This window comes from Natrialba swarupiae, from assembly GCF_008245225.1.
GTDB lineage: Archaea > Halobacteriota > Halobacteria > Halobacteriales > Natrialbaceae > Natrarchaeobius > Natrarchaeobius swarupiae.
On the sequence record NZ_VTAW01000002.1, the window covers coordinates 80,558 to 103,673 of the forward strand.

Here is a 23,116-nt window from a genome sequence, read left to right on the forward strand (position 1 = left end):
TTGCGGTTATGGCTGTTCTGGTTCCGGTGTGTCTTTCGGGGGGGTGGTTTCGTCCGCACCACGGATCGCGCCCGCTTTGAGTTCGTGGGCTTTCGCTTCCAGGGCGTCTGCGGCCGGCGCGTCGCCGTCGGAGCCGTGTTCGGCGACGATATCGACGAGCGCGCTGCCGACGATGACGCCGTCGGCGCCCGCTTCGACGATCTCCGCGGCGTGATCGCCCTCGCTGACGCCGAAACCGACCGCTTTCGGAACACCGTCGTACTCCGCGAGGCGCGCGAGGCTGTCGTGGGTCGCGTTCGAGACGTCCCCACGAGCCCCCGTGGTTCCGAGTCGAGCCTGGACGTACGCGAAGCCCGACACCTGGGACATGATCCGCTCGAGGCGCTCGCCCTCGGTCGTCGGCGCGACGATGAAGACGAGATCGAGGCCGTGTTCGTCGCAGGCGTCGCGAAGCGGATCGGCCTCCTCTGCCGGGAGGTCGGGGACGATGATCCCCGACAGTCCCGCGTCCGCGGCGCGTTCGACGAACGGTCCGACGCCAGGTCCGCCCCGCAGGGAAGCGCCGTCGGTTCCCGGCGCATCTGCCGTCTCGGCCGCCTCGTACTGGAGGATCATGTTGTAGTAGGTCATCACCAGCAACGGCGCGTCGGTCTCGAGTTCGTCGACGAGTTCGAAAAAGCCCTGGGGGGAGGTGCCAGCCCCGAGCGCGCGATCGATCGAGGCCTGAATCGTCGGCCCCTCCGCGATCGGCTCCGAGAACGGGAGGCCGAGTTCGATCAGATCCGCGCCGCCGCGGTCGAGTGCCTCGACGTACGCCGCCGTCGCCTCGAGGGAGGGATCGCCCGCACAGACGTAGGTGATGAGCGCGGGATGGTTGTCGCGGATGGCCGTCTCGATCTCGCTTTCGATTGTGTCGTCGTCGCTCATCGATCGAACACCTCCACGTCCGGCGCGGCCGCGAGATCACGCGTTTCGGTCTCCTCGAGTACCGTTTCGAGGTCCTTGTCGCCGCGCCCGGAGAGGTTGACGACGACCACGTCGCCCAGATCCGCCGATCCGTCGGCGTCGGGGCCCGCCACCTCTTCGAGATAGCCGAGCGCGTGACTCGACTCGAGTGCGGGAATGATCCCCTCGAGCCTGGAGAGTCGGTGGAACGCCTCGAGTGCGGCCTCGTCGCCGACGCTTTCCGGCATCACGCGGCCGGTCTCGACGAGGTGGGAGAGTTCGGGGCCGACGCCGGCGTAGTCCAGTCCCGCGCTGACGCTGTGTGATTCGACGATCTGGCCGTCCCCGCGCTGGAGGAGTTTGGTCATCGCGCCGTGAAGCACGCCGTCGGTCCCGGTCGAAAGCGTCGCGGAGTTGGGCGCGAGACCCATCTCCTCGTCGATCTCGAGACTCGAGCCGCCGGCCTCGACGGCGACGAGGTCGACGTGCTCTCGCGGTTCGGTTTGCTCGCCGTCGTCTCGCGGCTGCGCCGCTTGACTGTCCGCGGAACTTCGTTCCGCGCTACTCGAGTCAGCCCCGGACCGTGGCTCCGCGCTGTCCGGCACGAAGGCGTAGAACGCCCCCATCGTGTTCGACCCGCCGCCGGCACAGGCGACGACGCTGTCGGGAAGTTGCCCCGCTTGCTCGCGGATCTGTTCGCGGGCCTCCTGTCCGATAACGGCCTGGAAGTCCCGAACCATCTTCGGGAACGGATGGGGGCCGACGACGCTCCCGATGACGTAATGAGTCGTCTCGACGGTGGTCGCCCAGTCGCGCATCGTCTCGTTGATCGCCTCCTTCAGGGTTCCGCTGCCGGCCGTGACGGGGTTGACCTCCGCGCCGTTCATCCGCATCCGGTAGACGTTCGGCCGCTGGCGGTTGACGTCGGTCCGCCCCATGTAGATCTCACAGGGCACATCCAGGTGAGCCGCCGCCATCGCCGTCGCCGTCCCGTGCTGGCCGGCACCGGTCTCGGCGATGATCCGCTCTTTGCCCATGTACTTCGCGAGCAGCACCTGGCCGAGCGCGTTGTTCAGTTTGTGCGCGCCGCCGTGGACGAGGTCCTCGCGTTTGAGGTAGATCTCTCGGTCGTACCGATCGCTTAGTCGACCTGCGCGCTGGAGCGGTGTCGGCCGGCCACCGAACTCGCACATTCGCTCGCGGAACTCGTCCATAAAGCCGTCCTCGTTTGCGAGGACGTACCGTTCGTAGGCGTCCTCGAGTTCGAGGATCGCTGGCATCAACGCCTCGGGGACGTACCGTCCGCCGTACTCGCCGAACGTGGTCGTGCTATCTCGTCTGTCCTCGCCGTCGCGGTCTCGATCGCTCGTGGTCATGTCTGGTGTTCTGAATCGGTCGCGTCCTCGGCTCGGGTCAGCCGCCGCGTGTTCTCGCGGACGTCCGTTTCGCCCGCGCCGTGGTCCATGATCGCGCTCCCGACGAGCAGGGCGTCAGCGCCGGCCGCGCGCATCCGGCGGACGTCCGCCGGCGTCGACACCCCGCTCTCGGCGATCAGCGTGACGTCCGCGGGCGCTTGCGGTGCGACCGTCTCGAACGTCTCGAGGTCGACCTCGAGACGCGTCAGGTCCCGATTATTTATGCCGACGATCTCCGCACCCGCCGCGAGCGCCGCTTCCAGTTCGTCGCCGTCGTGAACTTCGACGAGCGGCTGGAACCCGCGTTTCCGTGCGGCCGTGACGAGCCCCTCGAGGTCGTCGACGAACCGGGCGATCAACAAGAAGAGATCGGCGTCGACGATGTCCATCCCCGACTCCGCGAGGACGAAATCCTTGCGGAGGACGGGGACGTCGACCGCGTCGCGGATTCGAGTCAACGCCTCCGGTGAACCGCCGAACTGCGTCGGCTCGGTGAGCACCGAGATCGCCGCCGCCCCGCCGTCGACCATCGCCTCGGCCAGTTCGACCGGATCGTCGGGCCGCGTCCCGTCGGCGGTCGGACTCGTCGGTTTCACCTCCGCGATCACTGGAACCCGACCGTCAGCTTCTGCCTGTGCGATCGCGTCCGGGAACGAGCGTGCGTCGACGGAGACGTTGTCGCGGTCACGGCTGTCTTCGGCCCGCTCCCGTGCGGCCTCGAGAATCGACTCCACCGCGGGGGCGAGTGCCGTTTCGGAGTTCATTGTTGTACATCGACGTACTAATATGTACAAAAGGCTTGCGCCATCGATCCGGACCGGCGAATATTCAAGTCCCATCCGGCTAGGTACTACGCATGGACGACGCCGACGCCGGAATCTACGCGCGGGAATCGTCGTACTTAGACCGGTACGTGCAGGTCGGTGCGGCGAGCGGGCGCGTCATCAGCGTCTCGTTTCCCGACCTCCCGGACGAGGAGGCCGTAGACGACGACCACCCGGTTCTCGAGCGCATCTTCGAGTATCTCGACGGGCTCGAGCCCGTCACGTTCGAGGACGTACAGGTCGGACTCACGATCCCGACCGACCAGCGTGCAGTCTTAGAGCAGGTACAGGGAATCCCGTACGGCGACCAGGTCACCGTCGAGAGCCTCGTCCGCATGACTCCGGACCTCGATCCCGACGACGAGGACGACGTCATTCTCGTCAGAACGGCACTGGCGGAGAATCCGACGCCGCTGTTGATCCCGGACCACCGCATCCGCGACGGGCCGAGTGCCGCACCGCCCCAGGTCGAGCAGAAGTTCCGGTCGCTCGAGGAACTGTAGTCGACTCTCGGGAGCGTCGAGACGCGGCTCGAGGTGTCCGCCACCGTTTACAGCGAGGGAATCGCCGCCGTTTACGGCGGCTGTGGGTGACCCGGAGCTACTCTCTATTGTGTGCGCTGTGGCTCCCGGAGCGATCACTCGAGTGAGCCTCCTGCGGGGCGTTGTCGTCTCCCGTGTCGGAGACGGCCGGAACACGCCCGTTCAGACGCTCCGAGAGCGACCACCGTCCGACGAACTGACCGGCGAGCGCGACGCTCGCGTGGGCGAGTGCGATTCCAGCGAGAACGTCGATCAACCAGTGAATGCCCAGATACATCGTCGAGACGGCGACGGAGACGGCGAGGACGGTCGCGACGACGAACCACTTCGGATACACCGTTCGCGTCCGGTAGGCGAGAAACGCAACCGTCGCCGCGAGCGAGGTGTGCAACGAGGGGAAGACGTTCGTGTTCCGGTTGACCTGTCGAGTCAGGTGTTGATACTGTGGATACGTATCGTACAACAGTGCGTCGACGAGTTCGGGCATCAGGTTTCGCGGTCCGTACGCGATCACGAAGACGTAAAGCACCAGTCCGAGCGTGTAGTTCAACGTGTACGCCGTCAGGAGCTCGCGCAGCGGCCGCGTATTCGAGAGTGCGAAGTACGCCAGTACCGGAAAGACGAGCAAGAAGACGTAGCCGTAGATGTAGACGAACGAGAAGTACGCCGTCAGCGTCGGCGTCGCCTGGGACTGGAGCCAGATGATAAACTGCCCCTCGAGGTCGTAGATCGGCCACGTCAGGTTCCAGCCGATCATCCACGACAGCTCCGGGACGAGGTGTCTCGCGACGCTGTTTCCAAGCAAGACGACCGCGAGAACGACGGCGATCGGGGCGGCCGCTCGAACGCGGCTTCGCCACTCCGTGCGTGTATCGCGAAGGCGATATCGGCCGACGAAGGCCGCGAGCGAGACGAGCGTCAACAGGGCGACGACCGCGACCAGCTGCGTGAGCACGCGCATCAACATCAGCGTCTCACCCGGAGATGGTCGCCGTCGTGTTGGAAGCCGGCCTCCTCGAACGCCGCCGCAGCAGCCGAGACGTCCACCTCGCCGTCGGTTCCCAAAAACGGCGTTTCGGGGTCCGCGCCGTCCCACGCGAGCGATTCGGGAGTCCACTCTGCCGTGACCGGCACCGCGGTCGGTCGCGCGTAGCCGTCGAAGACGTCCTCGACCAGCCACGCCTTGTCGATCAGCCCCGCAACGACTCGTCGAAACCGCGGGTTACTGAACGGCGCTTTGCGTGCGTTGAACCCGAGGTGGTAGAACCGCCGCGACGGGGACTCGAGCACGCCGACGTCTTCGGGAGTCGTCTCGAGTACGTCGTCGACGACGTAGCTCTCGAGTGGGCGGTTCGTGACGTCCGCGTCGTTTCCGTTGATTACTTCGATCGCTGACGCGCTGCGCGGATCGATCGCGACCCGAAGACGTTCGACGGTCGGTTCGGGCAGCGAGACGCTCGTCCGACGCGTGAAGTGCTCGTCGAAGCGCTCGAACGAGACGTGATCGCGTTCCTCGACGTCGACGAACGCGAACGGACCGCTGCCGATCGGTGGGACGTTGCCCGTCACGAGCGCCTCCGTCGTTCCGGCCGCGACACGAACCCCGCTGGCAGTAGCCGGTTCCGACCGGGGCCGCCAGACGTGCTCCGGGAGGATCGGGACGGACAGTGCGCGTTCGGCCGCGGGTTCGCCAACCCCGAACGAGAACTCGAGACGACCGTCGTCGACCACGTCGATCTCGTCGACCGCCGCGACGCGACCGCGAAACAGGGGGGCGGGAGCCGGAACGTCCGTCTCGCCGAGGGTCGTATCCGCGAGGAACCGATAGGTGAACGCGACGTCCTCGGCGGTGAGCCGTTCACCGTCGTGAAAGGTCACGTCCTCGCGGAGTTCGACGGACATCGTTCCGTCGGTCCACGTCCAGTCGTCGGCCAGCCAGCCCGTGATTCTCTCCTCGTGTGGCACCGCAACGGCGAGAGAGTCGTAGAGCAGTTCGGTAATCGTCCCAGCGTCCCGGTACTCCACGGATAGCGGGTTGAGATTCTCCGAGAGTCGGGCGTCGGTGTGGACGAGTCGAAGGCTCTCGATCCCCTCCTCTGTCGGCTCGAGTCCGAGGTAGGCAAGCGCCGTCGGCGCGAGGTCGGCGTCCCAGCCGTCGAACCGGTCCGTCCGTGCGAGCCGATACTCCTGGGGCACACAGATCGGAACGAACGGCTGTTCGGCGGCGAACGCCTCGAGCGTCGTCGCCACGGCCGCTTCGCGGTCCTCGTCGTCGGCGGACCGTTGGCCCTCGAGGAGGTCGTCGAACGCGAGGTTCGCGAATCCGAACGGATTCTGCCACCCGGCTTCGTCGACGTACTGGGAGTGGAGACTCTCGTAGAGGGAGTCCGGATCGCCGCCAGGGTGGTTGGCAACGTAGACGTCGAAATCGTGATTGACCAGGACCGTCCGCAGGAACTCCTCTTGGGCTTTCATCTCGATCGAGACGTCCATCCCGGCGGCCTCGAGCGATTCGCGGATGGCGCGTGTAAGCTGGATACTCTCTCTGTCGCTGTCGGCCGGGACGGTCGTGATCGAGATCGAGAGCTGATCGATACCGTCGCGGTTGACGGTGGTGCGAAACTGGCGAATGCAACCGCTGGCCGCGACGGTCGCGCTAGCCGTCCCCGCGAGCATCGCGCGACGGCTGAAGTCGCTATTCGAACCGCTGGGGGCGGTACCGCTATGTCGAGGGGTTCCGGTCATCCGGTGTCGGTGAACCTTCGCGAGTGGTCGTATTACAGTATTTCGCCGACGGGCTACCGTCGTCCACTGGAGGATGACGAGTCACGGTCGTATACAACTGACCCGTCTATAACAGTATTTCCGTACCACGGACGTCCGAGGTCTCGTGATTCCTGGCACGGTGTGGGCTGACCCTCGCTGCAATTCGACCGGAGTCGACTACGCGAGCGTAACACCAATACGTCGACCGACGAAAGGGACCGCATGGACGTCGCGGCCGAACGGATCGACCGGCTCCACGACCTCGCTCGAGCGGCGGCTGCGGACGGCGAGGACGATCGGGCCCGGTACTACGTTCGGCTTGCACGCCGCGTCGCCGAGCGAAATCGGCTCGAACTCCCTCGGACGTTTCGACGGTTCACCTGTGACTCGTGTGATGCCTACCTGCGACCGGGAACGAACGCTCGCGTCAGGCTTCAGGACGGACACGTCGTCGTCACCTGCGACTGTGGTTCCCACGCCCGGTATCCGTACGATGGTTGAGGAGGATCGTCGCGACGGTGGACGACAGCCCGCGAGATACCGATTCGAGAAGATTCAAATCATTCGGTACCCTCAACCGGTGGTATGGACCGAGAAGAACGCAAGCGACGCGCACACGACCTCGACGTAACGGTCTGGGTGGGGAAAAGCGGGATCGAATCGGTCGTCGACGAACTCGACGATCAGCTTTCGGATCGCGATCTCGTGAAGGTAAAACTCCTTCGCGCGGCCAGAGCCGGCGACTCTACGGAGGAGAAAGCGACCGATCTGGCCAACCGGGTCGACGCGGAACTGGTCGAAACGAGAGGACATACGGCAGTGTTCTACCGATGACCGGCGGCGTGTTCCCGGGACAGGCCGATCCACCGTCGGACATCGGGGTCGTGGGCGAACTCCTCGAGCGCGTACTCGGTGACGCGACCGTCGCAGCGGCGCTCGAGCGCGTTCTCCTGTTCGTCCTGGCGTTTCTCGTCGTCTACCTTCTCGGTCGGCTCGTCGTGCTTCCGGTGCTCGGGCGAGCGTTCGACAGGCGCGACCTCGATCGCCACGCACGCAGGCCGCTGATAAAGATCGCGAAGTTCGGAATCGTCTTCGTGGCGCTCGCCGCGGCGTTCGGTGCGGCGGATTTCGGGAACTTCCTCGTCTCGCTCGCCGGTATCGCCGCTGCGGGTGCGCTCGCGATCGGTCTGGCGATGCAAAACGTCATCAGGAACTTCGTCGCGGGCGTGTTCATCTACACGGATCGGCCGTTCCAGCTCGGTGACTGGATCGAGTGGGAGGATCACGAGGGCGTCGTCGAAGATATCAGCCTCCGCGTAACACGGGTTCGAACGTTCGATAACGAACTACTGACAGTCCCCAACTCGGCGCTCACCGAAACCGTCCTGAAGAACCCGGTCGACGCCGAGAAACTCCGCCTCAAGTTCGTCTTCGGGATCGGCTACGACGACGACATCGAGCAGGCAACCGATATCATCGTCGAAGAAGCCAACGCCCACCCGGAGATCCTCGAGGATCCGGAGCCGTCCGTGCGACTGACCGAACTCGGCGACTCCGACGTCGGACTCCAGTCTCGGTTCTGGATCGGAAACCCCTCGCGTGGGGAGTTCGTCCGAATCAAAGGCGAGTACGTCACCGCAGTGAAAGAGCGCTTCGACGAGGAGGGTATCGACATTCCCTACCCGGTCCGCACGCTCGAGGGCGGAGTCGCACTCGAGGATCGAGTCGCCCCGCCGTCGATATCGGAGTAGCTACCCGATCCGACCGTCTTCTCTAGCGAACTGTTAACACACTATCTGGCGTACTCGAGGTATGGCCTGTCCGTATCTCGCGTATCGAACGCAGGCTGGCGACGCACAGTTCGACGAGCCTCGAGCGTACTGTACGGTGGCCGATCGGTTCGTCCAGGCGATGCGCGCCGACATCTGTAACGATCGGTACGGACTCGCACACGACGAACACTGCGAGATATATCTCGGGTGCGCGGACGACGGCGGTGGCGGAACCGACCAACGACGTGATCGGTCTGGAGGGAACCCGTGAGCTACGAGGCGTTCCTCGCGGACGAGCCGGTGATCGTCACCGCGGCGTTGACCGGCGGCGTCCACGGCAAGGAGGCGAACCCGAACCTGCCCGAGACGCCCGAAGAGATCGGCCAGGCGGCGGCCGCGGTCGAGGACGCCGGCGCGTCGGTCGTCCACCTTCACGCTCGGCGACCGAACGGCGAGCGGTCGTTCGAAACCGACCGATTTCAGGAGATCGACGACGCCGTGCGTCGCCACGCCGACGACGTGATCGTCCAGCATTCGACGGGCGGGACTGGAGCGCCGGCGGACGTCCGACACCTTCCGTTACGAACGGATCCACCGCCGGAGATGGCCTCACTCGACATGGGGCCGCTCAACCGCTACGACCACCTGACCAGTGAGAACAGCCGCGCGCTGATCGACTCGCTGCATGCGGAGATGGTCGACCGAGGGATCAAACCCGAACTCGAGGTGTTCAACGACGGTCACCTGAACGAACTCTACGGGCTGTGCGAGCGTCGTGACCTGGCCGACCCCGTCTACGCGACGCTCATCTTCGGCCCCGGAACGCTGAGCAGACCGAGACCGCGAAACCTCCTGAATGCGATCGATTCGCTGCCGGACGATGCGGCGTTCAACACGATCGGGTTCGGTCGCCACCAGCTTCCGTTCGCGACGATGGGGATCCTCTTCGGCGGGCACGTCCGCGTCGGCCTCGAGGACAACGTCTACTATCGCCGCGGGGAACTCGCCGAGAGCAACGCACAGCTCGTCGAGCGAGTGGTTCGAGTCGCCCGCGAACTCGGACGGGAGGTCGCGTCGCCGTCGCAGGCTCGAGACCTCCTCGGACTCCGAGAATGACTCGACCCACACTGCACTGCTCGACTCCTAGCTCGTCGCGTGCCTCGATCGACAGACAAAAAACTTCGATGTCCGTGATCTCGAAGGGGTGAGGCCTTCGATGCGACGCAAACGCTTCGCATTTGCGAGCGAGCGGCGAAGCTGCGTCGGTACGTCGTCGCGAAACGGAGTTCCGCGAGATGACGAGACGGCGGAGGCGTCTCGAACCACTCGATCCCGAGGTGGTTCACGAACAGTTATTGTCCAGTACCACTGACAATCCGATCGATGAGCCTGGGTCTCAGTGGGATTGGACTCGCCTATCTCGGGACTGGGCTCGGAATTCTCGCGTTCGCGTACAAACCGTTCGTCCGGCCGGATACGCCGGGGAGCAAGGCGTTCGCGGTCACCGTCTTTGGCTGTGCGCTGTGGCCGATCAGCCTCGGTTTCGGCATCCTCGTCGGCGGCGAGACGGTTTCCGCACTCGCCTGGAGCGGACGACTCGTCGCGCCGACCGTGCTCTCGGTCGGCTGGTTCGTGCTCGCGTTGCGAATCGGCAACGGGCGGACGCCGCCGCGGTGGCTGGTCGGCGCGCTCGCGGGATACGTCGCCGTCGAACTGCTCTTGGTCGCGACGAACCCCGTTCACTCGATCGCGTTCGATCCCGGGGCGGTCACCGCAAGCGGGGGGATGGGATCGGATCGAAACGGCTGGTTCTGGACCCAGGCGACGGCGAACTACGCCCTCATGACCACCGCAACGTCGCTTCTCGCGGTCGAAGCCATTCGATCCGTCGGCCTCCGTCGCCGACAGAGCGCGCTCCTGGCGAGTGCCGTCGTTCCGGCTGCGATCGCCAACGTGGCCACGATCGGCGACATTATTACCATCGGTCACGATCTGACGCCGTTCGGCCTCGTCGGGAGCGCGGCGATCATGTCAATCGCGCTCTACCGGGCCGAGTTTCTCGACGTCGTCCCGATCGCCCGACAGACCGCCCTCGAGGAGCTCCCCCACGCGGTCGTCATCCTCGACGGAGACGGTCGCGTCGCCGACTACAACGGTGTCGCCAGCCGGTACTTCGACGCCGGAGACGGTGCCGGCGCGACCGCACGGGAGTTCTTCGCGAACGTCCCAGAGGAAGCGGTGACGGCCCTCGAGACCGGCACGGCTGGCCACGTTCAGTTCGCCCTGCAGACCGGCGACGGTGAGCGTCACTTCGAGTGTACCTCATCGAGCGTCGATCGTCGTGACGAACACACCGGCCGAGTGATCGTCCTCCGGGACGTCACCGAGAGGATCCGACGCGAACGACAGCTGCTCGAGCAAAACGAGACGCTGTCGGAGTTCGCCGACGTCGTCTCCCACGATATCCAGGGACCGCTCATGGAGATCCGTGGCTCCGCGGGCAGGGCCGTCCGAACGGGCGAGACCGCTTACGCCGAGGACGTTCTCGATGCAGCCGATAGAATGGACAACCTCGTCGAGGGGCTTCTCGACCTCGCCCGAACGGGGCGGCGAATCGACGATCCGTCGGCGGTTTCGCTCGAGGCGGTCGCCGAGCGCGCCTGGCGGAGCGTCTGGGCACCCGACGTCGACCTCCGCCTTGAGGGAGCGTCGACGGTCGAAGCTGACCCCGACCGCCTCCAGCAACTGCTCGAGAACTGCATCCGAAACGCGGCCGAACACGGGCGAGCGGACGACGGCCGGACGAACCGGGGGCCGGAACTGGCGACCGATCGCGCGGCCACGTCCATCTCGAGCGGAGAGGTGCTCGTCGGTCGACCCGACGAACCGACGTCGGTGACGATCCGGACGATTCCGGGCGGGTTCGCCGTCGACGACGACGGGCCGGGCGTTCCGGCCGACCGACGGGACCGGGTGTTCGATCGGGGATACACGTCTGCGGAAAACGGAACCGGTCTCGGCCTCGCGATCGTCGATCAGATCGCGACCGCCCACGGCTGGTCAGCCCACGTCGAGGAGTCCCCGGAGGGCGGCGCTCGGTTCGCGTTTACGGGTGTTACCGTCCTCGAGGAGTTCGAGGAGTGAGATATACTCGCCCGTCTGGGGAGTGAGACGGACTCTCGCATCTGCGGAGTGGGACGGATCCACCCGCAAGCGGTATGAGACCCACCCTCACCCGCTGTGACGACCAACTCGAGGATGGGGCGCGGTTAGCCGGGCGGTAACAAAGTCAGCATTCCCGAAGGTACAGGTATGTCGAACAGTCCGGACGTTCTGTTTCTGGTACTGGATTCGCTCCGCAAAGATCGCGTCTCGACGTACGACCACGACAGGGAGACGACGCCCACCCTCTCAACGCTGGCGACGTACGCGACGACCTACGAAAACGCGTTCACGCCAGCGCCGTGGACGCTTCCCTCCCACGCCTCGATGTTCACGGGATCGTTTCCCTCCGAACACGGGGTGACTAACGGCTTCTCCGATAGGATGAGCCGGCTCGAGCCCTCGCGGTCGACGCTCGCCGAGGAACTCGCAGCGGCCGGGTATCGAACCGCCGGCTTCTCGAACAACCCGTGGGTCGGCCAACTGTCGGGGCTCGACCGCGGGTTCGAGGAGTTCGTCGAGTGGGACCTCGAGATTTCCTCGTCAGCCGACGACGGGATTCACACGCGACGCGACGAGCGCCACTCGCGGTTTCACTCGGTGCTCGGGAAGGCGGCCCGACAGCCGGCGTTCCTGTTGAAACGACGCTTCTTCACGGACAGCCTGGTCGACCGGACGAAACGCTGGCTCGCCCGACGTGCCGACGACGACGAACCGACGTTTACGTTTCTCAACCTGATGGAGGCCCACAGCCCCTACTTCCCGCCGAAGCAGGCGTTTGCGGATCTCGGACTCGAGGTACCGAACCCGATCGAACCGCGCGTTCTCAACACGAAACTGCTCGCGTACGTGATGGGGAAGGCGGATCTCGATCCGGAGACTCGAGAGCGAATCATGGAGTACTACGACGCGAGCGCGCGCTACCAGGATTCGAAGGTCGAGGAACTGTTTGGATTGCTCCAGACGGAGGGGCTGTTCGACGAGACGCTCGTGATCGTCTGTGCCGACCACGGCAAGACGCTCGGGGACTACCCGCGGGACGAACACCCGCCTCACTACCTCCGGGATATCAACCTCAACGTGCCGCTGTGGATCAAACGGCCCGGACAGCGCGAGGGTGAGCGGATCGGGGAGCCGTTCGAACTCGTCTCGCTGTTCGACGTCGTTCGCGACGGCGATCCGCCGGCGGGGACCCACACCTGCGAGACGGCGATCGCCGAGGACTTCGTCCCACACGCCGGCCGAACGACGCCCGACGAGATCACCCGGTGGCGCGTCGCCGCCGACCGCGAGTACAAGTACGCCCGAAACGACGCGGGGGAGGAACACCTGTACGACCGGTCGGCCGACGCCAGGCAGTCGAGCCCCGATCCCGATCGACTCGAGTCGTATGGGGAGTCACTCTCCAAGCGGGTCCGACGGTTCGGCTCCGAGCGGTCCGACGCGGCCGACGACGGGTCGGCGACCGATCGCGAGATCGACGCGGACGTCGAAGCCCAGTTGAAGGATCTCGGCTACATGTAACGAGTGAATCGCGGATCTCGGGTACGTGTGATGGCGGCACGATCGAACGGTAGGCCCGTCGATCGATCGGCATCGTCGGCGGACGATCTCGATCAGGTGACTATTTTCCCGCCTACACAGGTATTAACAATGGATCGAGCGACGCGATCATCGATCGATGTACTCGCCCGCACAACTCAAACGCGGTCTCCGACGTGGGCTCTCCGATCCATCGGTTTTTGCTCGAGAACTCAATCGGCTCTACCACCGACGGCTGTACCGTCGGGAGTACAACACGGGTGGGATCGATCTCCTCGCGGAGGACTGGGACACCGTGCTCGTCCTCGACGCCTGTCGGTTCGACATGTTCGAGCAACAGCACGACCTTCCGGGCCGCCTCGAGCCCCGGCGGTCGCGGTCCTCTCATACGACCGAGTTTCTCCGGGCGAACTTCGACGGCCGGACGGCGACGGACACGGTCTACGTCACCGCGAGTCCCCAGTTGTACCGGTGGAGCGACGAGATCGACGTCGAGTTTCACGACGTGATCAACGTCTGGTTCGAGGCGGGGTGGGACGAGACCCACGGCACGGTGATGCCGGAGACGATGGGGAACTACGTTCGCGATGCGGCCGAGGAGTATCCCAAAAAGCGGATCATCGGCCACTTTCTCCAACCTCACTACCCCTTCGTCGGGGCGGACGACCTGAACACGACGGCGTTCGGAAACGACGGGAACGCTCCGGACGTCTGGAACGCGCTCCGAACCGGTAATCTCGACGCGTCGCCCGAAGAGGTGTGGGCAGCCTACCGAGAGAATCTCGAGCTCGTTTTGCCGGTCGTTCGGTCGCTGCTCGAGGAGATAGAGGGTCGAACCGTCGTCACCTCGGATCACGGAAACATGATCGGCGAACACGGCTTTCCGATCCCGATGCGCGAGTGGGGCCACCCGCCGGGCATCTACACGGACGAACTGGTCGAGGTGCCGTGGCTCGTCTCCGAGAACGGTCCGCGCCGGGACGTCGTCAGTGGAACGATCGAGTCGGCCGACGACCGGATCGCCGACGAGGTCGTCGAGGATCGGCTTCGCCAGCTGGGGTACGCCGACTGACCGGGTCGCTCGGGACTTCCGGACGGTCGTTTCTCCGTTCGTCCGCGTTCGCGCTCGGCGAAACGGGTAAGCGGGGGATAACAATGGCTGTCATCGGGGAGGAATCGCTAGGACTGTCGGTTTCAGGTGACTGTTCAATGGATACGGATACCTCCCACACCGTTATTATCGGACTCGACGCACTGTCGTTCGACTATCTCGACCGGTTCGACACCCCCCACATGCAGTCGATCCGTAAGGAGGGCGTCGAGACCGAACTCGAGTCGACGTTTCCGCCCTGGACGGGAAGCGCGTGGCCCTCCATCTACACCGGCGTCGATCCGGCACACCACGGCGTCTACTCCTTTTTCGACTTCCGTGAGACGTATCCGGACGACGCGACGGTGATCTCACGAGAAAACGTTCGCACGCCGGCGATCTGGAACTACCTCACCGCCAGAGACGTTCCCGCGGCCGTCCTCAACGTGCCGGTTACACACCCCGCCGACTCGATTCGGGGATCGCTCATCCCCGGCTACCTCGCCCCGGAACCCGTCGAGGGATCGCCCCCTGGGATCAGAGACGACCTCGCGGACGAACTCGGCGAACCCTACCGGATCTACGGCGAGAACGAGGCCGACGGCTCGCCGTCGGTCGACGACCTGGTCTCGCTGATCGACCACCGTCGCCGCGCCGCTCGAGCGCTCCTCGAACTCACCGACTGGGAGTTCGCGTTCCTCCAGGTCCAGAAGACCGACACCGTCTTCCACACGTTCGACGACGAGGATGCGTTTCGCCGAGCCTACGAGGCTGCCGACGAGTTCGTCGGAACGGTTCTCGAGACGGTTCCCGACGGGACGAACGTGATCGTCTGCTCAGACCACGGAATCGGGCGAACTGACGGCTACAACGTCTACGTCAACGAGGTGCTCCGCCGCGAGGGGTTCGTCGAAACCTGTTCGGACGGACGAACGCCGACGCTCGGCGAGAGCAAGGGCGAACTCGGCGGCGACGAGACGGACGCCGGAGACGGCGGAAACGACGGAGGTGGAGAGAGCGTTCCGGTGCGGATGGTCTCGACGGCCGAGTCCGCCCTTCGGGCCGTCGGAATGTCGGCAGGCGACGCCTACCGGTTGGTCCAGCGCGTCGGGGCCGACGCCGTCGTCGAACGACTCCTGCCGAAGGGAACCCAGGCCGCACTCGGCGAGAACGTCGACTGGCGGCGGTCGATGGCCTACTGTCGAAGTGGCCCGGAACTCGGCGTCAGGATCAATCTCGAGGGACGCGACGAGGAGGGCGTCGTTCCCCCCGAGGGGTACGAGCATGTCCGCAACGAGATCGTCCGGGTCCTCGAGGGGCTCCGGACGCCCGACGGCGAGCCGGCGTTCGAGTGGGTCGAGCCGCGGGAGGCGGTCTACGACGGCCCGTACGCCGAGGAAGCCTGTGACGTGCTGTTCATGCCGACGGCGATGAACAGCCTCGTGGCGACGAGCCTCCTCGGATCCGCGTTCGTTCCGATCGACAAACACAACCACAAGCGGACGGGGGTCTTCCTCGGTGCTGGCCCCGGCTTCGCCGACGTCGACGCCGCCGAACTCGGCTCGCTCTCGCTTCCGGACGTCGCACCGATCGCGATGACGTTGCTCGACCAGCCCGTTCCGGAACGGATGGGTGGCCGCGTCCCCTCCGGCCTCCTCGTGGACGAGCCGGTTTTCGTGGAGTACGGCCCGCTCGAGGACGACGGCACGTACGGCGGAGAACGCGACGGCGGTCGCGGTGTGGGAGACGAGCCGTCCGAGGACGGGGACGTCGTCGACCGACTCGAGAACCTCGGTTATCTGTGATGGTGGACGAAGGCGACGTCTCGAAGCTCCTCTCGAGTGCAGTGCTCATCGGCGCCGGACAGGTGTTTTACTCGGCGTCGCAGCTGATCGAGCGCGTCGTCGTCGCCAGGTTGCTGACGACCGACGCCTACGGCGAGGTGAGCATCGGGCTGGCGATACTGACGTTCGTGACGACGATCGGGCTGGTCGGGTTGAGAGACGGCGTTCCGCGCTTCATGTCCCGATACGACGACGACGCGAACGAACGCGGCGCCCTGGTCGCGGGACTCGTTATCGCGAGCGTCGTGACGATTGCCCTCACGATCGTCCTGCTGTTCGCCTCCGGCCTGGTTTCGAACCTTCTGTTCGATCGACCCGACTCGGAGCTGCTAGTGGCCCTGTTCGTGCTCTGTATCCCCTTTACCGTCGGACTCGAACTCGCCGTCGCGGGCATTCGGGGGCGCGAGAACACGCTGTATCGAACCTACACGCGGGACCTGCTCTACCCGACCGCCAGATTGCTCTTTCTCGCCGGTTTCCTCCTCGCGGGCTTTGGCATCCACGCCGCGGCGATGGCCTACCTCGTCGGTGCGGTCCTCTCCTGTCTCCTCGCCTGTCTCCTCCTGAATCGACTCCTGCCATTGGTCGGCACGTACCGTCTTCACGTCCGCGAGCTGCTCGTCTTCTCCGCGCCGCTCGTGTTCGCGACGGTGCTCTCGAACATGCTCACCCGAACCGACACGCTGATGCTCGGCTACTTTCGCTCCTCACACGAGGTTGGCCTCTACAGCTCGGCGTACCCGCTCGCCAGCGGCATGTTGCTCGTCCTCTCCTCGTTCGGCTTTCTGTATCTGCCGCTTGCGTCTCGGCTCGACGCCGACGACGAGCGCGCCGAGGTCGAATCGATCTACGAGCTGACGACGAAATGGATCTTCATCATCACGTTCCCGCTGTTTCTCACGTTCGTCGTCTTCCCCGGCGACGTCCTCACCATCGTCTTCGGAGCGGATTACCGCGAGGCTGGACTAGCGCTTTCGATCCTCGCGATCGGCTTCTTCACGAGCGCGACGTTCGGACGCAACCGTGAGACGCTCTCGGCGCTCGGCTTTACGACCGCGATCATGGCCGCGAACGGAGTGGCGTTTCTGATCAACATCGCGTTGAACCTGCTCCTCATTCCCCGCTACGGCTTCATGGGCGCTGCCGTCACCTCTATGCTCTCGTTCGTGGCGCTCAACCTGACCGTCTACGCGATCCTGAAGCTAAAATACGGCATCACTCCCTTCTCCCGGTGGTCCGGGCGGACGTTCGTCGTCCTTCCTGCCGTGTTGTTCCCGATCGCGTTCGCCCTGCGCGGCGTGATCTCGTTGAGCGTGTTTACCTTCCCAGTCTTCCTCGTCATCGTCGGCCTCTGTTCGGTCGCCGTCGTCTCCGTCACCGGCTGTCTCCAGCCCGAGGATCGCATCCCCATCTCGCTGCTCGAGCAGCGACTCGACGTCACGATTCCGTTCGTTCGGCGTTACCTACCCGACGTGAGCTGACGTTTCACCGGCCCAACGAACGAGCTACCGATCCGTTCGGCGGTCCGTTCTCGTGGCGAACGACCCGCTCTCGGCGACAGCCGACGGATAGAATTCGTTACCAGACTCATAACAATGGCTGAACGAGGGGGCAGTTCGAACAGGGTATGAAAGCAATCGTCCTCGCTGGCGGCTACGCGACGCGGCTGTGGCCGATCACGAGACATCGGCCGAAGATGTTCCTTCCGATCGGCGATGCGACGGTCATCGATCGAATCTTCACCGAACTCGAGGCGGACGACCGCATCTCCGAGGTCTTCGTGAGCACGAATCGACGCTTCGCCGATCACTTCCGCGAACACCTCTCCGGGAGTCGATACGAGAAGCCGACGCTCACCGTCGAAGAGACGACCGCGGAGACGGAGAAACTCGGCGTCGTCGGCGCGCTGGCCCAACTCGTCGAGCGCGAGGGGATCGACGAGGATACCGTCGTGATCGCCGGCGACAACCTGCTGAGCTTCGACGTCTCGGAGTTCGTCGACGCCTTCCGGAGCGCAGCGAGTCCGATGATCGCGACCTACGACGTCGGCTCCGTCGATCGTGCGAGTTCCTACGGCGTCGTCGACGTGGCCGACGGCGAGGTGGTCGACTTCGCGGAGAAGCCCACGAATCCGACGAGTTCGCTCGTCTCGATCGCCTGCTACGGCTTTCCCGCCGAGACGCTCCCGTCGCTCTCGACGTACCTCGAGGAGGGGAACAACCCCGACGAGCCGGGCTGGTTCGTCCAGTGGCTCTTAGAGCGCGAGTCGATCCGGGCGTTTCCGTTCGAGGAGGCCTGGTTCGACATCGGTACGCCGGAGTGTTACCTCGACGCGGTCGCCTGGCACCTACAGGGGGAGACCCGGGTCGCCGAGAGTGCGACCGTCGAGCGGACGACGCTCGGAGAGAACGTCCACGTGATGGCCGGCGCGGAGGTGACGGATTCGCACCTCTCGAGATCGGTCATCTTCCCGGACGCCACGATCCAGGATTGTGAGGTGCGTTCGTCGATCATCGACCGGAAGACCGCCCTCGACGGACTCGAGTTCAACGGTGCCCTCGTCGGCGCTCACACGCGGATCGTCAACGGAGAATGAACGGGTTAGCGCACCTCTCCGGGAAGCGGATCGTGGTGACCGGTGGCGCCGGATTCGTCGGCTCGCACCTCACAGAGCGGCTGGTCGAACGCACCGAGGTCGTCGTCGCAGACGACCTCTCGAACGGCCGCCGGGAGTGGGTTCCTGACGGGGCAACGTTCGTCCACACGGACCTCACCGACCCAGAGGACGCCGCGGACGTGATTACGGCCGACACCGACGTCGTCTGCCACCTCGCGGCGAGCAAGTCCGTCGACACCGACCGGCCACGCGAGCAGTTCGAATCGAACGCCGCGATGACACACAACGTCCTCGAGCGAATGCGCGCGGTCGACGTCCCCGAGATCCTCTTTACGTCGTCGTCGACCGTCTACGGCGAGGCTCCTCGGCCGACGCCGGAAGATTACGCGCCGCTCGAGCCGATCAGCGCCTACGGCGCGAGCAAGCTCGCCGACGAGGCCCTGCTCTCGGTGTACGCGAACTCCCACGATCTGACCGCACGCATCGTCCGGTTCGCGAACGTGGTGGGCCCACGGCTTCGGGGGGCCGTGATCCCCGATTTCATCGAGAAGCTGCAGGCGGATCCCGACTCGCTTCGCATCCTCGGCGACGGCCGCCAGGAGAAGTCCTACCTCCACGTCGACGACTGCGTCGACGCCATGATTCACGTTCTCGCAGCGGCCGACGGCCCGGTGGCGACGTTCAACCTCGGTACGCGGACGACGACCTCCGTCACGCGGATCGCCGACGTCGTCAGCGAGACGATGGGTCTCGAGCCGGAGTACGAGTACACCGGCGGCGACCGCGGCTGGACGGGTGACGTCCCGAAGATGCGCCTCTCGATCGAGAAGCTCGCGGCGCTCGGCTGGGAGCCCGAACGCTCGAGCGAGGCCGCGGTCGAGGCGGCGACCGAACAGTTGCTCGCGGAGATGCCGGTACGGACGAAACCATCCCACTAGTCGGACGGGACGGGCGACTGCCACCTCGAGCGCCGGTAACGACCGCCTGTCGTCCGCTCGGACCGGTGACTGCGCTACGGCGGCGGTGAGAGGTGTACGACCGCGCCGTGACGACCAGTCAACCACGGCGTGAGCGCGGGACAGTCGTGGCATAACAAACACGCCGAACCGCGTCGAGTCGGCTATGACAGCAGAGTCTCCACGGGTTCTCATCGTGGGAACCTACGGCGGCGGGGGCGTCCACCAGTACGTCGAGGAACAACACCGGCGGCTGAGCGATCGGCTGTCGGTCTCGAGTTACGACATGCGGATGCCGCCGGCGGGAAGCGGTGCGACCTGGTTCGTCTACTCGGTGTTACTCGGTCTGTGGGCGGCGATCCTGTTTCCGTTCAGGCGGCGGCCGGATATCGTCCACGTGCACACCTCCCACCGCTTCTCGTTCTACCGGTCGTCGTTGTACGTGCTGTTCGCCGCGTACGTCTGGAACCGGCCCGTCGTGGTCCACGTCCACGGCTCGTCGTTCGACGAGTTCGTCGCGACCGACTCGAGAGCCCTCGCGTGGTACCAGTCGGTCGTCTTCGACGCGAGCGATCGGGTGGTCGTCCTCTCGCCGCACTGGCGAGACGTCGTCGCCACCCGCACGGACGAGGAGTCGATTCACGTCCTCCCGAACGCCGTCGAACCGTCGTCGTACGATCCGGAGTTCGGCGCCGATCCGCCGCGGCTGGTGTTCGTCTCGAACATGATCGACCGGAAGGGCGTCGCGGAACTCGTCGAGGCGGTCGACCGCCTCGCCACGAGTACCGACCGCCCATTCGAGGCGGAGTTCGCCGGCAAGGGGCCGCTCTCGTCTTCGGTCGAGGAACTCGCCGCGGAACACGAGAACGTCACCTACCACGGCTACGTCTCCGAGCAGCGAAAGCGCGAGCTGTTGAGCGAGGGCTCGATCTACGTCCTCCCGACGTACGCGGAGGGGCTTCCGATCGCGATGCTCGAGGGGATGGCCGGCGGAAACGCCGTCGTCTCGACGACCGTCGGGAGCATTCCGGAGGTTATCGGCGACGAGAACGGAATCCTGATCGAGCCGGGCGACGTCGACGAACTTCACGACGCCCTCGAGACGCTAGTCACCTCCCCGGAACGGGTCGAAGGGATGGGACGCCAGAACAGACGGCAAATCGAGCAGCGGTACTCCTGGGAGGAGATCACCGACGAACTCCTCGAGATCTACGGTCGAGAGGTGCCGGCACTCGAGGGCCGTGGAGCCGGCAGTTCCTCGGATGTCGTCGTCTGACGCCTCGAACACCGTCCGCGCTGCGGTTGACTCTTCGGATGCTGTCGTCGTCTGGCCCTCGACGCTGTCGTCCGACTCCCCGGATACCGTCGACTCGAGGGAGGCTCGAAGCCTCGCCCGAATCAGTCGATCGAGTCGGTCTTAGCCGAGTAACCGGTCGGGATCGACCTCGATACCGTTGACGCGGACGGTCGGGCCGTCTTCGACCTCGAGGTCGACGAGTTCGCCCTCGAAGCGGAAGCCGTCGGCGCCGCCGCGGACGAAACCGGCGACGGAGCCGCCGTCGATCTCGCCGCCGGTGCCGTACTCGGAGTGGTACTCGCTGTGGTCGACCTCGCCATCGACTTCGAACTGGTAGTCGGAGCGTTCGGAACTCCCCTCGCCGTCGATGACGAGGGTGTTAGATAACTCCTGGTCGTCTTCGTCGTCTTCGTCGCCGTAGTCCGCCGGATCGACCTCGATGCCGTTGACGCGGACGGTCGGGCCGTCTTCGACCTCGAGGTCGACGAGTTCGCCCTCGAAGCGGAAGCCGTCGGCGCCGCCGCGGACGAAACCGGCGACGGAGCCGCCGTCGATCTCGCCGCCGGTGCCGTACTCGGAGTGGTACTCGCTGTGGTCGACCTCGCCGTCGACTTCGAACTGGTAGTCGGAGCGTTCGGAACTCCCTTCGCCGTCGATCACGAGCGTGTTTCCGAGTTCGGGCTCCTCACTCCCGTTTCCCGAATCGTCCTCCTCGCGGTCCTCGAACTCGGGGTTCGGGTAGTCGTGGGCTTTCTCCCAGTCGAAGCTGCAGTTTCGGGAACTCGCGTTGATCTGTCCCGTGAGGAGGTCGGAACTGACGCAGACGTTCTCGACGGTCGAGTACGATCCGCCGGAAGACGCGACGGTCGCTCCCGATCCGTTCTCGGTATCGAACGTCAGGTTCCGGAGTCTCACGGAGCCGCTGTTGTTCCAGCCGACGCCCGGGACGTTCCCCTGGTCCAGCAGGAACTGGCAGTCCTCGACGTCGATCCAGTTGTTGTCGAGGAACCGGATCGCACCGGTCGACTGTGGGATCTCGCGAACGATGAACGAACAGTTCTGGACGTAGCCACCGTTGGACGCGTTGCCACGGTTGTCGGCGGTGATCCCACCAGCGTTCGCGTTGCCACGACTCGAGGACGTCGAGTCGTCGAGCGAGAGGTCGAGGTAGAACGTGCTGTTTTTGACGACCTCGTTGCTCCCGCCGAGGCGGATGCTCCCGACGTTGTTGTTTGCGAACACACAGTTGTCGATCTCCATTTCACCGGGCATCCGCGTGTAGATTCCGTTGTTGGGAAAGCCGGAGATCACGGAGTTTCGAACGGTCAGCTTGCCCGAACGCGAACACCAGATCCCGATCCGAGACTGGCCGCCGTTGTACTGCGAGATGTTTCCGTTGTTGTACGCGACCAACCCGTCGAACAGCACCTCGCCGCTCGAGGACTCGGCGCCGACGTTGAACATGTTCGTCTGAGACTGGTCCCACGTGCGCGGGCCGTCGCTCGCGACCGTGATGTCCCGAAACTCCGCGCGCTCGTTGACGATACAGCGAAACCCGGTCGCCGGACGTCCGTCCGAATCGAACGTCAGATTCGCGACGAAGACGTTGTTCCCGGAGGCGTTCAGGACGTAGTCGTTTTTCGTCCCGTGGCCCCGGTTTCCGGGGACCATGATCGTGACGTCGCCGTCTCCGACGATCCCCCAGTTCCGCCGGGAGAACGACAGCGTTCGGTTCCACTCGTACGTTCCCTCGGGAACGATCAGCAGTTCACCGTTGCTCGCGTTCGCCACGTACCTCGAGAGGTCCTCGCCCTCGGCGATCGAGAGCTCGCGTTCGGACATTCGATTCAGGTTCGCAACCTCGGCGGCCGCTGCGACGTCCGCGCCGCTCGAGGCGGCAGCCGGTGCACTCGTCGCGAGGGCCGCGCCGGCGGCCGTCCCCGCCCACTTCAGATAGGATCGTCTGCGCAGTATGGTCGGACTATCGTCTCGTTCTGTCTGCTCGGGGTCTGTAGCGGCTGGATTATCGTCATCCAGTACCGATGGATCGCGTGCCATGCTTTCGAGTAATTCAAGCATACCGGTATAAACTTTCTGTTAAAACTCGTTCAATCATTCCAGAATGTAATGTTTTCATGCCAATTTACCTCAGCTATTTTGTTTCATTGGAAGGTAAATTATAACTTCACGAAAAAGTTAATGTCGATTACGGCGTCGCAGTCTGCCGGTTTTCGGCCGTCGAAGCGATCGTCTGTTTCGTTGATATCGAACTCCTGTACGTCTGGTTATGTTATCTATCGGAAAATCGTATTCAGGAGATAGATTACAATGATCGCCCTATACG

20 protein-coding genes are annotated in these 23,116 nt (G+C 64.8%); 14 read left to right on the plus strand and 6 right to left on the minus strand.

Annotated features, from left to right (window positions below; genetic code table 11):
• Positions 1-6: 6 nt before the first annotated feature.
• The 3 genes from trpA to trpC are packed head-to-tail and all read right to left on the minus strand — an operon-like array spanning position 7 to position 3,124.
• On the minus strand, positions 7-927 hold the full coding sequence (gene trpA / locus FYC77_RS02500; protein ID WP_149079931.1) for a tryptophan synthase subunit alpha: 921 nt from the start codon (positions 925-927) through the stop codon (positions 7-9).
• Positions 924-2,321, minus strand: a complete 1,398-nt coding sequence (gene trpB / locus FYC77_RS02505; protein ID WP_149079932.1) for a tryptophan synthase subunit beta — start codon at positions 2,319-2,321, stop codon at positions 924-926. The genes trpA and trpB overlap by 4 nt, the downstream gene beginning before the upstream one ends.
• Positions 2,318-3,124: an indole-3-glycerol phosphate synthase gene (trpC, locus tag FYC77_RS02510; RefSeq protein ID WP_149079933.1), complete on the minus strand. Its 807-nt coding sequence runs from the start codon at positions 3,122-3,124 to the stop codon at positions 2,318-2,320. The genes trpB and trpC overlap by 4 nt, the downstream gene beginning before the upstream one ends.
• Before the next feature lie 92 nt (positions 3,125-3,216).
• Between trpC and FYC77_RS02515 the strand changes: the two genes are divergently transcribed.
• Positions 3,217-3,687, plus strand: a complete 471-nt coding sequence (locus tag FYC77_RS02515) for an MGMT family protein (RefSeq protein ID WP_149079934.1) — start codon at positions 3,217-3,219, stop codon at positions 3,685-3,687.
• A 97-nt stretch (positions 3,688-3,784) separates the two neighbouring features.
• Here the strand turns inward: FYC77_RS02515 and FYC77_RS02520 are convergent, their stop codons facing one another.
• Positions 3,785-4,693 carry a phosphatase PAP2 family protein gene (locus FYC77_RS02520; RefSeq protein ID WP_149079935.1) on the minus strand — a complete coding sequence of 303 codons (909 nt, stop codon included), beginning with the start codon at positions 4,691-4,693 and terminating at the stop codon, positions 3,785-3,787.
• A complete protein-coding gene (locus tag FYC77_RS02525; RefSeq protein ID WP_238386775.1) occupies positions 4,693-6,402 on the minus strand; it encodes an ABC transporter substrate-binding protein in 1,710 nt (569 codons plus the stop codon). The genes FYC77_RS02520 and FYC77_RS02525 overlap by 1 nt, the downstream gene beginning before the upstream one ends.
• Positions 6,403-6,714: 312 nt before the next feature.
• On the opposite strand from FYC77_RS02525, the gene FYC77_RS02530 reads away from it, so the two are divergent.
• From FYC77_RS02530 to FYC77_RS02590, 13 genes are all read left to right on the plus strand, one after another.
• Positions 6,715-6,993 carry a ribonuclease P protein component 4 gene (locus tag FYC77_RS02530; protein ID WP_149079937.1) on the plus strand — a complete coding sequence of 93 codons (279 nt, stop codon included), beginning with the start codon at positions 6,715-6,717 and terminating at the stop codon, positions 6,991-6,993.
• A gap of 84 nt (positions 6,994-7,077) precedes the next feature.
• A complete protein-coding gene (locus FYC77_RS02535; protein WP_149079938.1) occupies positions 7,078-7,326 on the plus strand; it encodes a YhbY family RNA-binding protein in 249 nt (82 codons plus the stop codon).
• On the plus strand, positions 7,323-8,243 hold the full coding sequence (locus FYC77_RS02540; protein WP_149079939.1) for a mechanosensitive ion channel family protein: 921 nt from the start codon (positions 7,323-7,325) through the stop codon (positions 8,241-8,243). The genes FYC77_RS02535 and FYC77_RS02540 overlap by 4 nt, the downstream gene beginning before the upstream one ends.
• A gap of 61 nt (positions 8,244-8,304) precedes the next feature.
• Complete coding sequence (locus tag FYC77_RS02545) at positions 8,305-8,535, plus strand: hypothetical protein (RefSeq protein WP_149079940.1); 231 nt, start codon at positions 8,305-8,307, stop codon at positions 8,533-8,535.
• Entirely contained in the window at positions 8,532-9,380 is an 849-nt protein-coding gene (locus tag FYC77_RS02550; RefSeq protein WP_149079941.1) for a BKACE family enzyme, read from the plus strand. The genes FYC77_RS02545 and FYC77_RS02550 overlap by 4 nt, the downstream gene beginning before the upstream one ends.
• A 267-nt stretch (positions 9,381-9,647) precedes the next feature.
• Complete coding sequence (locus FYC77_RS02555; RefSeq protein ID WP_149079942.1) at positions 9,648-11,408, plus strand: histidine kinase N-terminal 7TM domain-containing protein; 1,761 nt, start codon at positions 9,648-9,650, stop codon at positions 11,406-11,408.
• Between the two features lie 168 nt (positions 11,409-11,576).
• The gene (locus FYC77_RS02560) at positions 11,577-12,950 is read left to right on the plus strand and encodes a sulfatase (RefSeq protein ID WP_149079943.1); all 1,374 of its coding nucleotides are present in this window, start codon (positions 11,577-11,579) and stop codon (positions 12,948-12,950) included.
• A gap of 157 nt (positions 12,951-13,107) precedes the next feature.
• Entirely contained in the window at positions 13,108-14,040 is a 933-nt protein-coding gene (locus FYC77_RS02565; protein WP_149079944.1) for a hypothetical protein, read from the plus strand.
• Between the two features lie 137 nt (positions 14,041-14,177).
• Positions 14,178-15,863 carry an alkaline phosphatase family protein gene (locus FYC77_RS02570; RefSeq protein ID WP_149079945.1) on the plus strand — a complete coding sequence of 562 codons (1,686 nt, stop codon included), beginning with the start codon at positions 14,178-14,180 and terminating at the stop codon, positions 15,861-15,863.
• The gene (locus tag FYC77_RS02575; RefSeq protein WP_149079946.1) at positions 15,863-17,383 is read left to right on the plus strand and encodes a flippase; all 1,521 of its coding nucleotides are present in this window, start codon (positions 15,863-15,865) and stop codon (positions 17,381-17,383) included. Before FYC77_RS02570 ends, FYC77_RS02575 begins: the two co-directional genes overlap by 1 nt.
• 146 nt (positions 17,384-17,529) lie before the next feature.
• Positions 17,530-18,498: a sugar phosphate nucleotidyltransferase gene (locus FYC77_RS02580; RefSeq protein ID WP_149079947.1), complete on the plus strand. Its 969-nt coding sequence runs from the start codon at positions 17,530-17,532 to the stop codon at positions 18,496-18,498.
• Positions 18,495-19,457 carry an NAD-dependent epimerase/dehydratase family protein gene (locus tag FYC77_RS02585; RefSeq protein ID WP_149079948.1) on the plus strand — a complete coding sequence of 321 codons (963 nt, stop codon included), beginning with the start codon at positions 18,495-18,497 and terminating at the stop codon, positions 19,455-19,457. The genes FYC77_RS02580 and FYC77_RS02585 overlap by 4 nt, the downstream gene beginning before the upstream one ends.
• A 184-nt stretch (positions 19,458-19,641) precedes the next feature.
• The gene (locus FYC77_RS02590) at positions 19,642-20,751 is read left to right on the plus strand and encodes a glycosyltransferase family 4 protein (RefSeq protein ID WP_149079949.1); all 1,110 of its coding nucleotides are present in this window, start codon (positions 19,642-19,644) and stop codon (positions 20,749-20,751) included.
• 141 nt (positions 20,752-20,892) lie between these two features.
• Here FYC77_RS02590 and FYC77_RS02595 read toward each other — a convergent pair whose 3' ends face one another.
• The gene (locus FYC77_RS02595; RefSeq protein ID WP_149079950.1) at positions 20,893-22,830 is read right to left on the minus strand and encodes a right-handed parallel beta-helix repeat-containing protein; all 1,938 of its coding nucleotides are present in this window, start codon (positions 22,828-22,830) and stop codon (positions 20,893-20,895) included.
• Between the last annotated feature and the right edge of the window lie 286 nt (positions 22,831-23,116).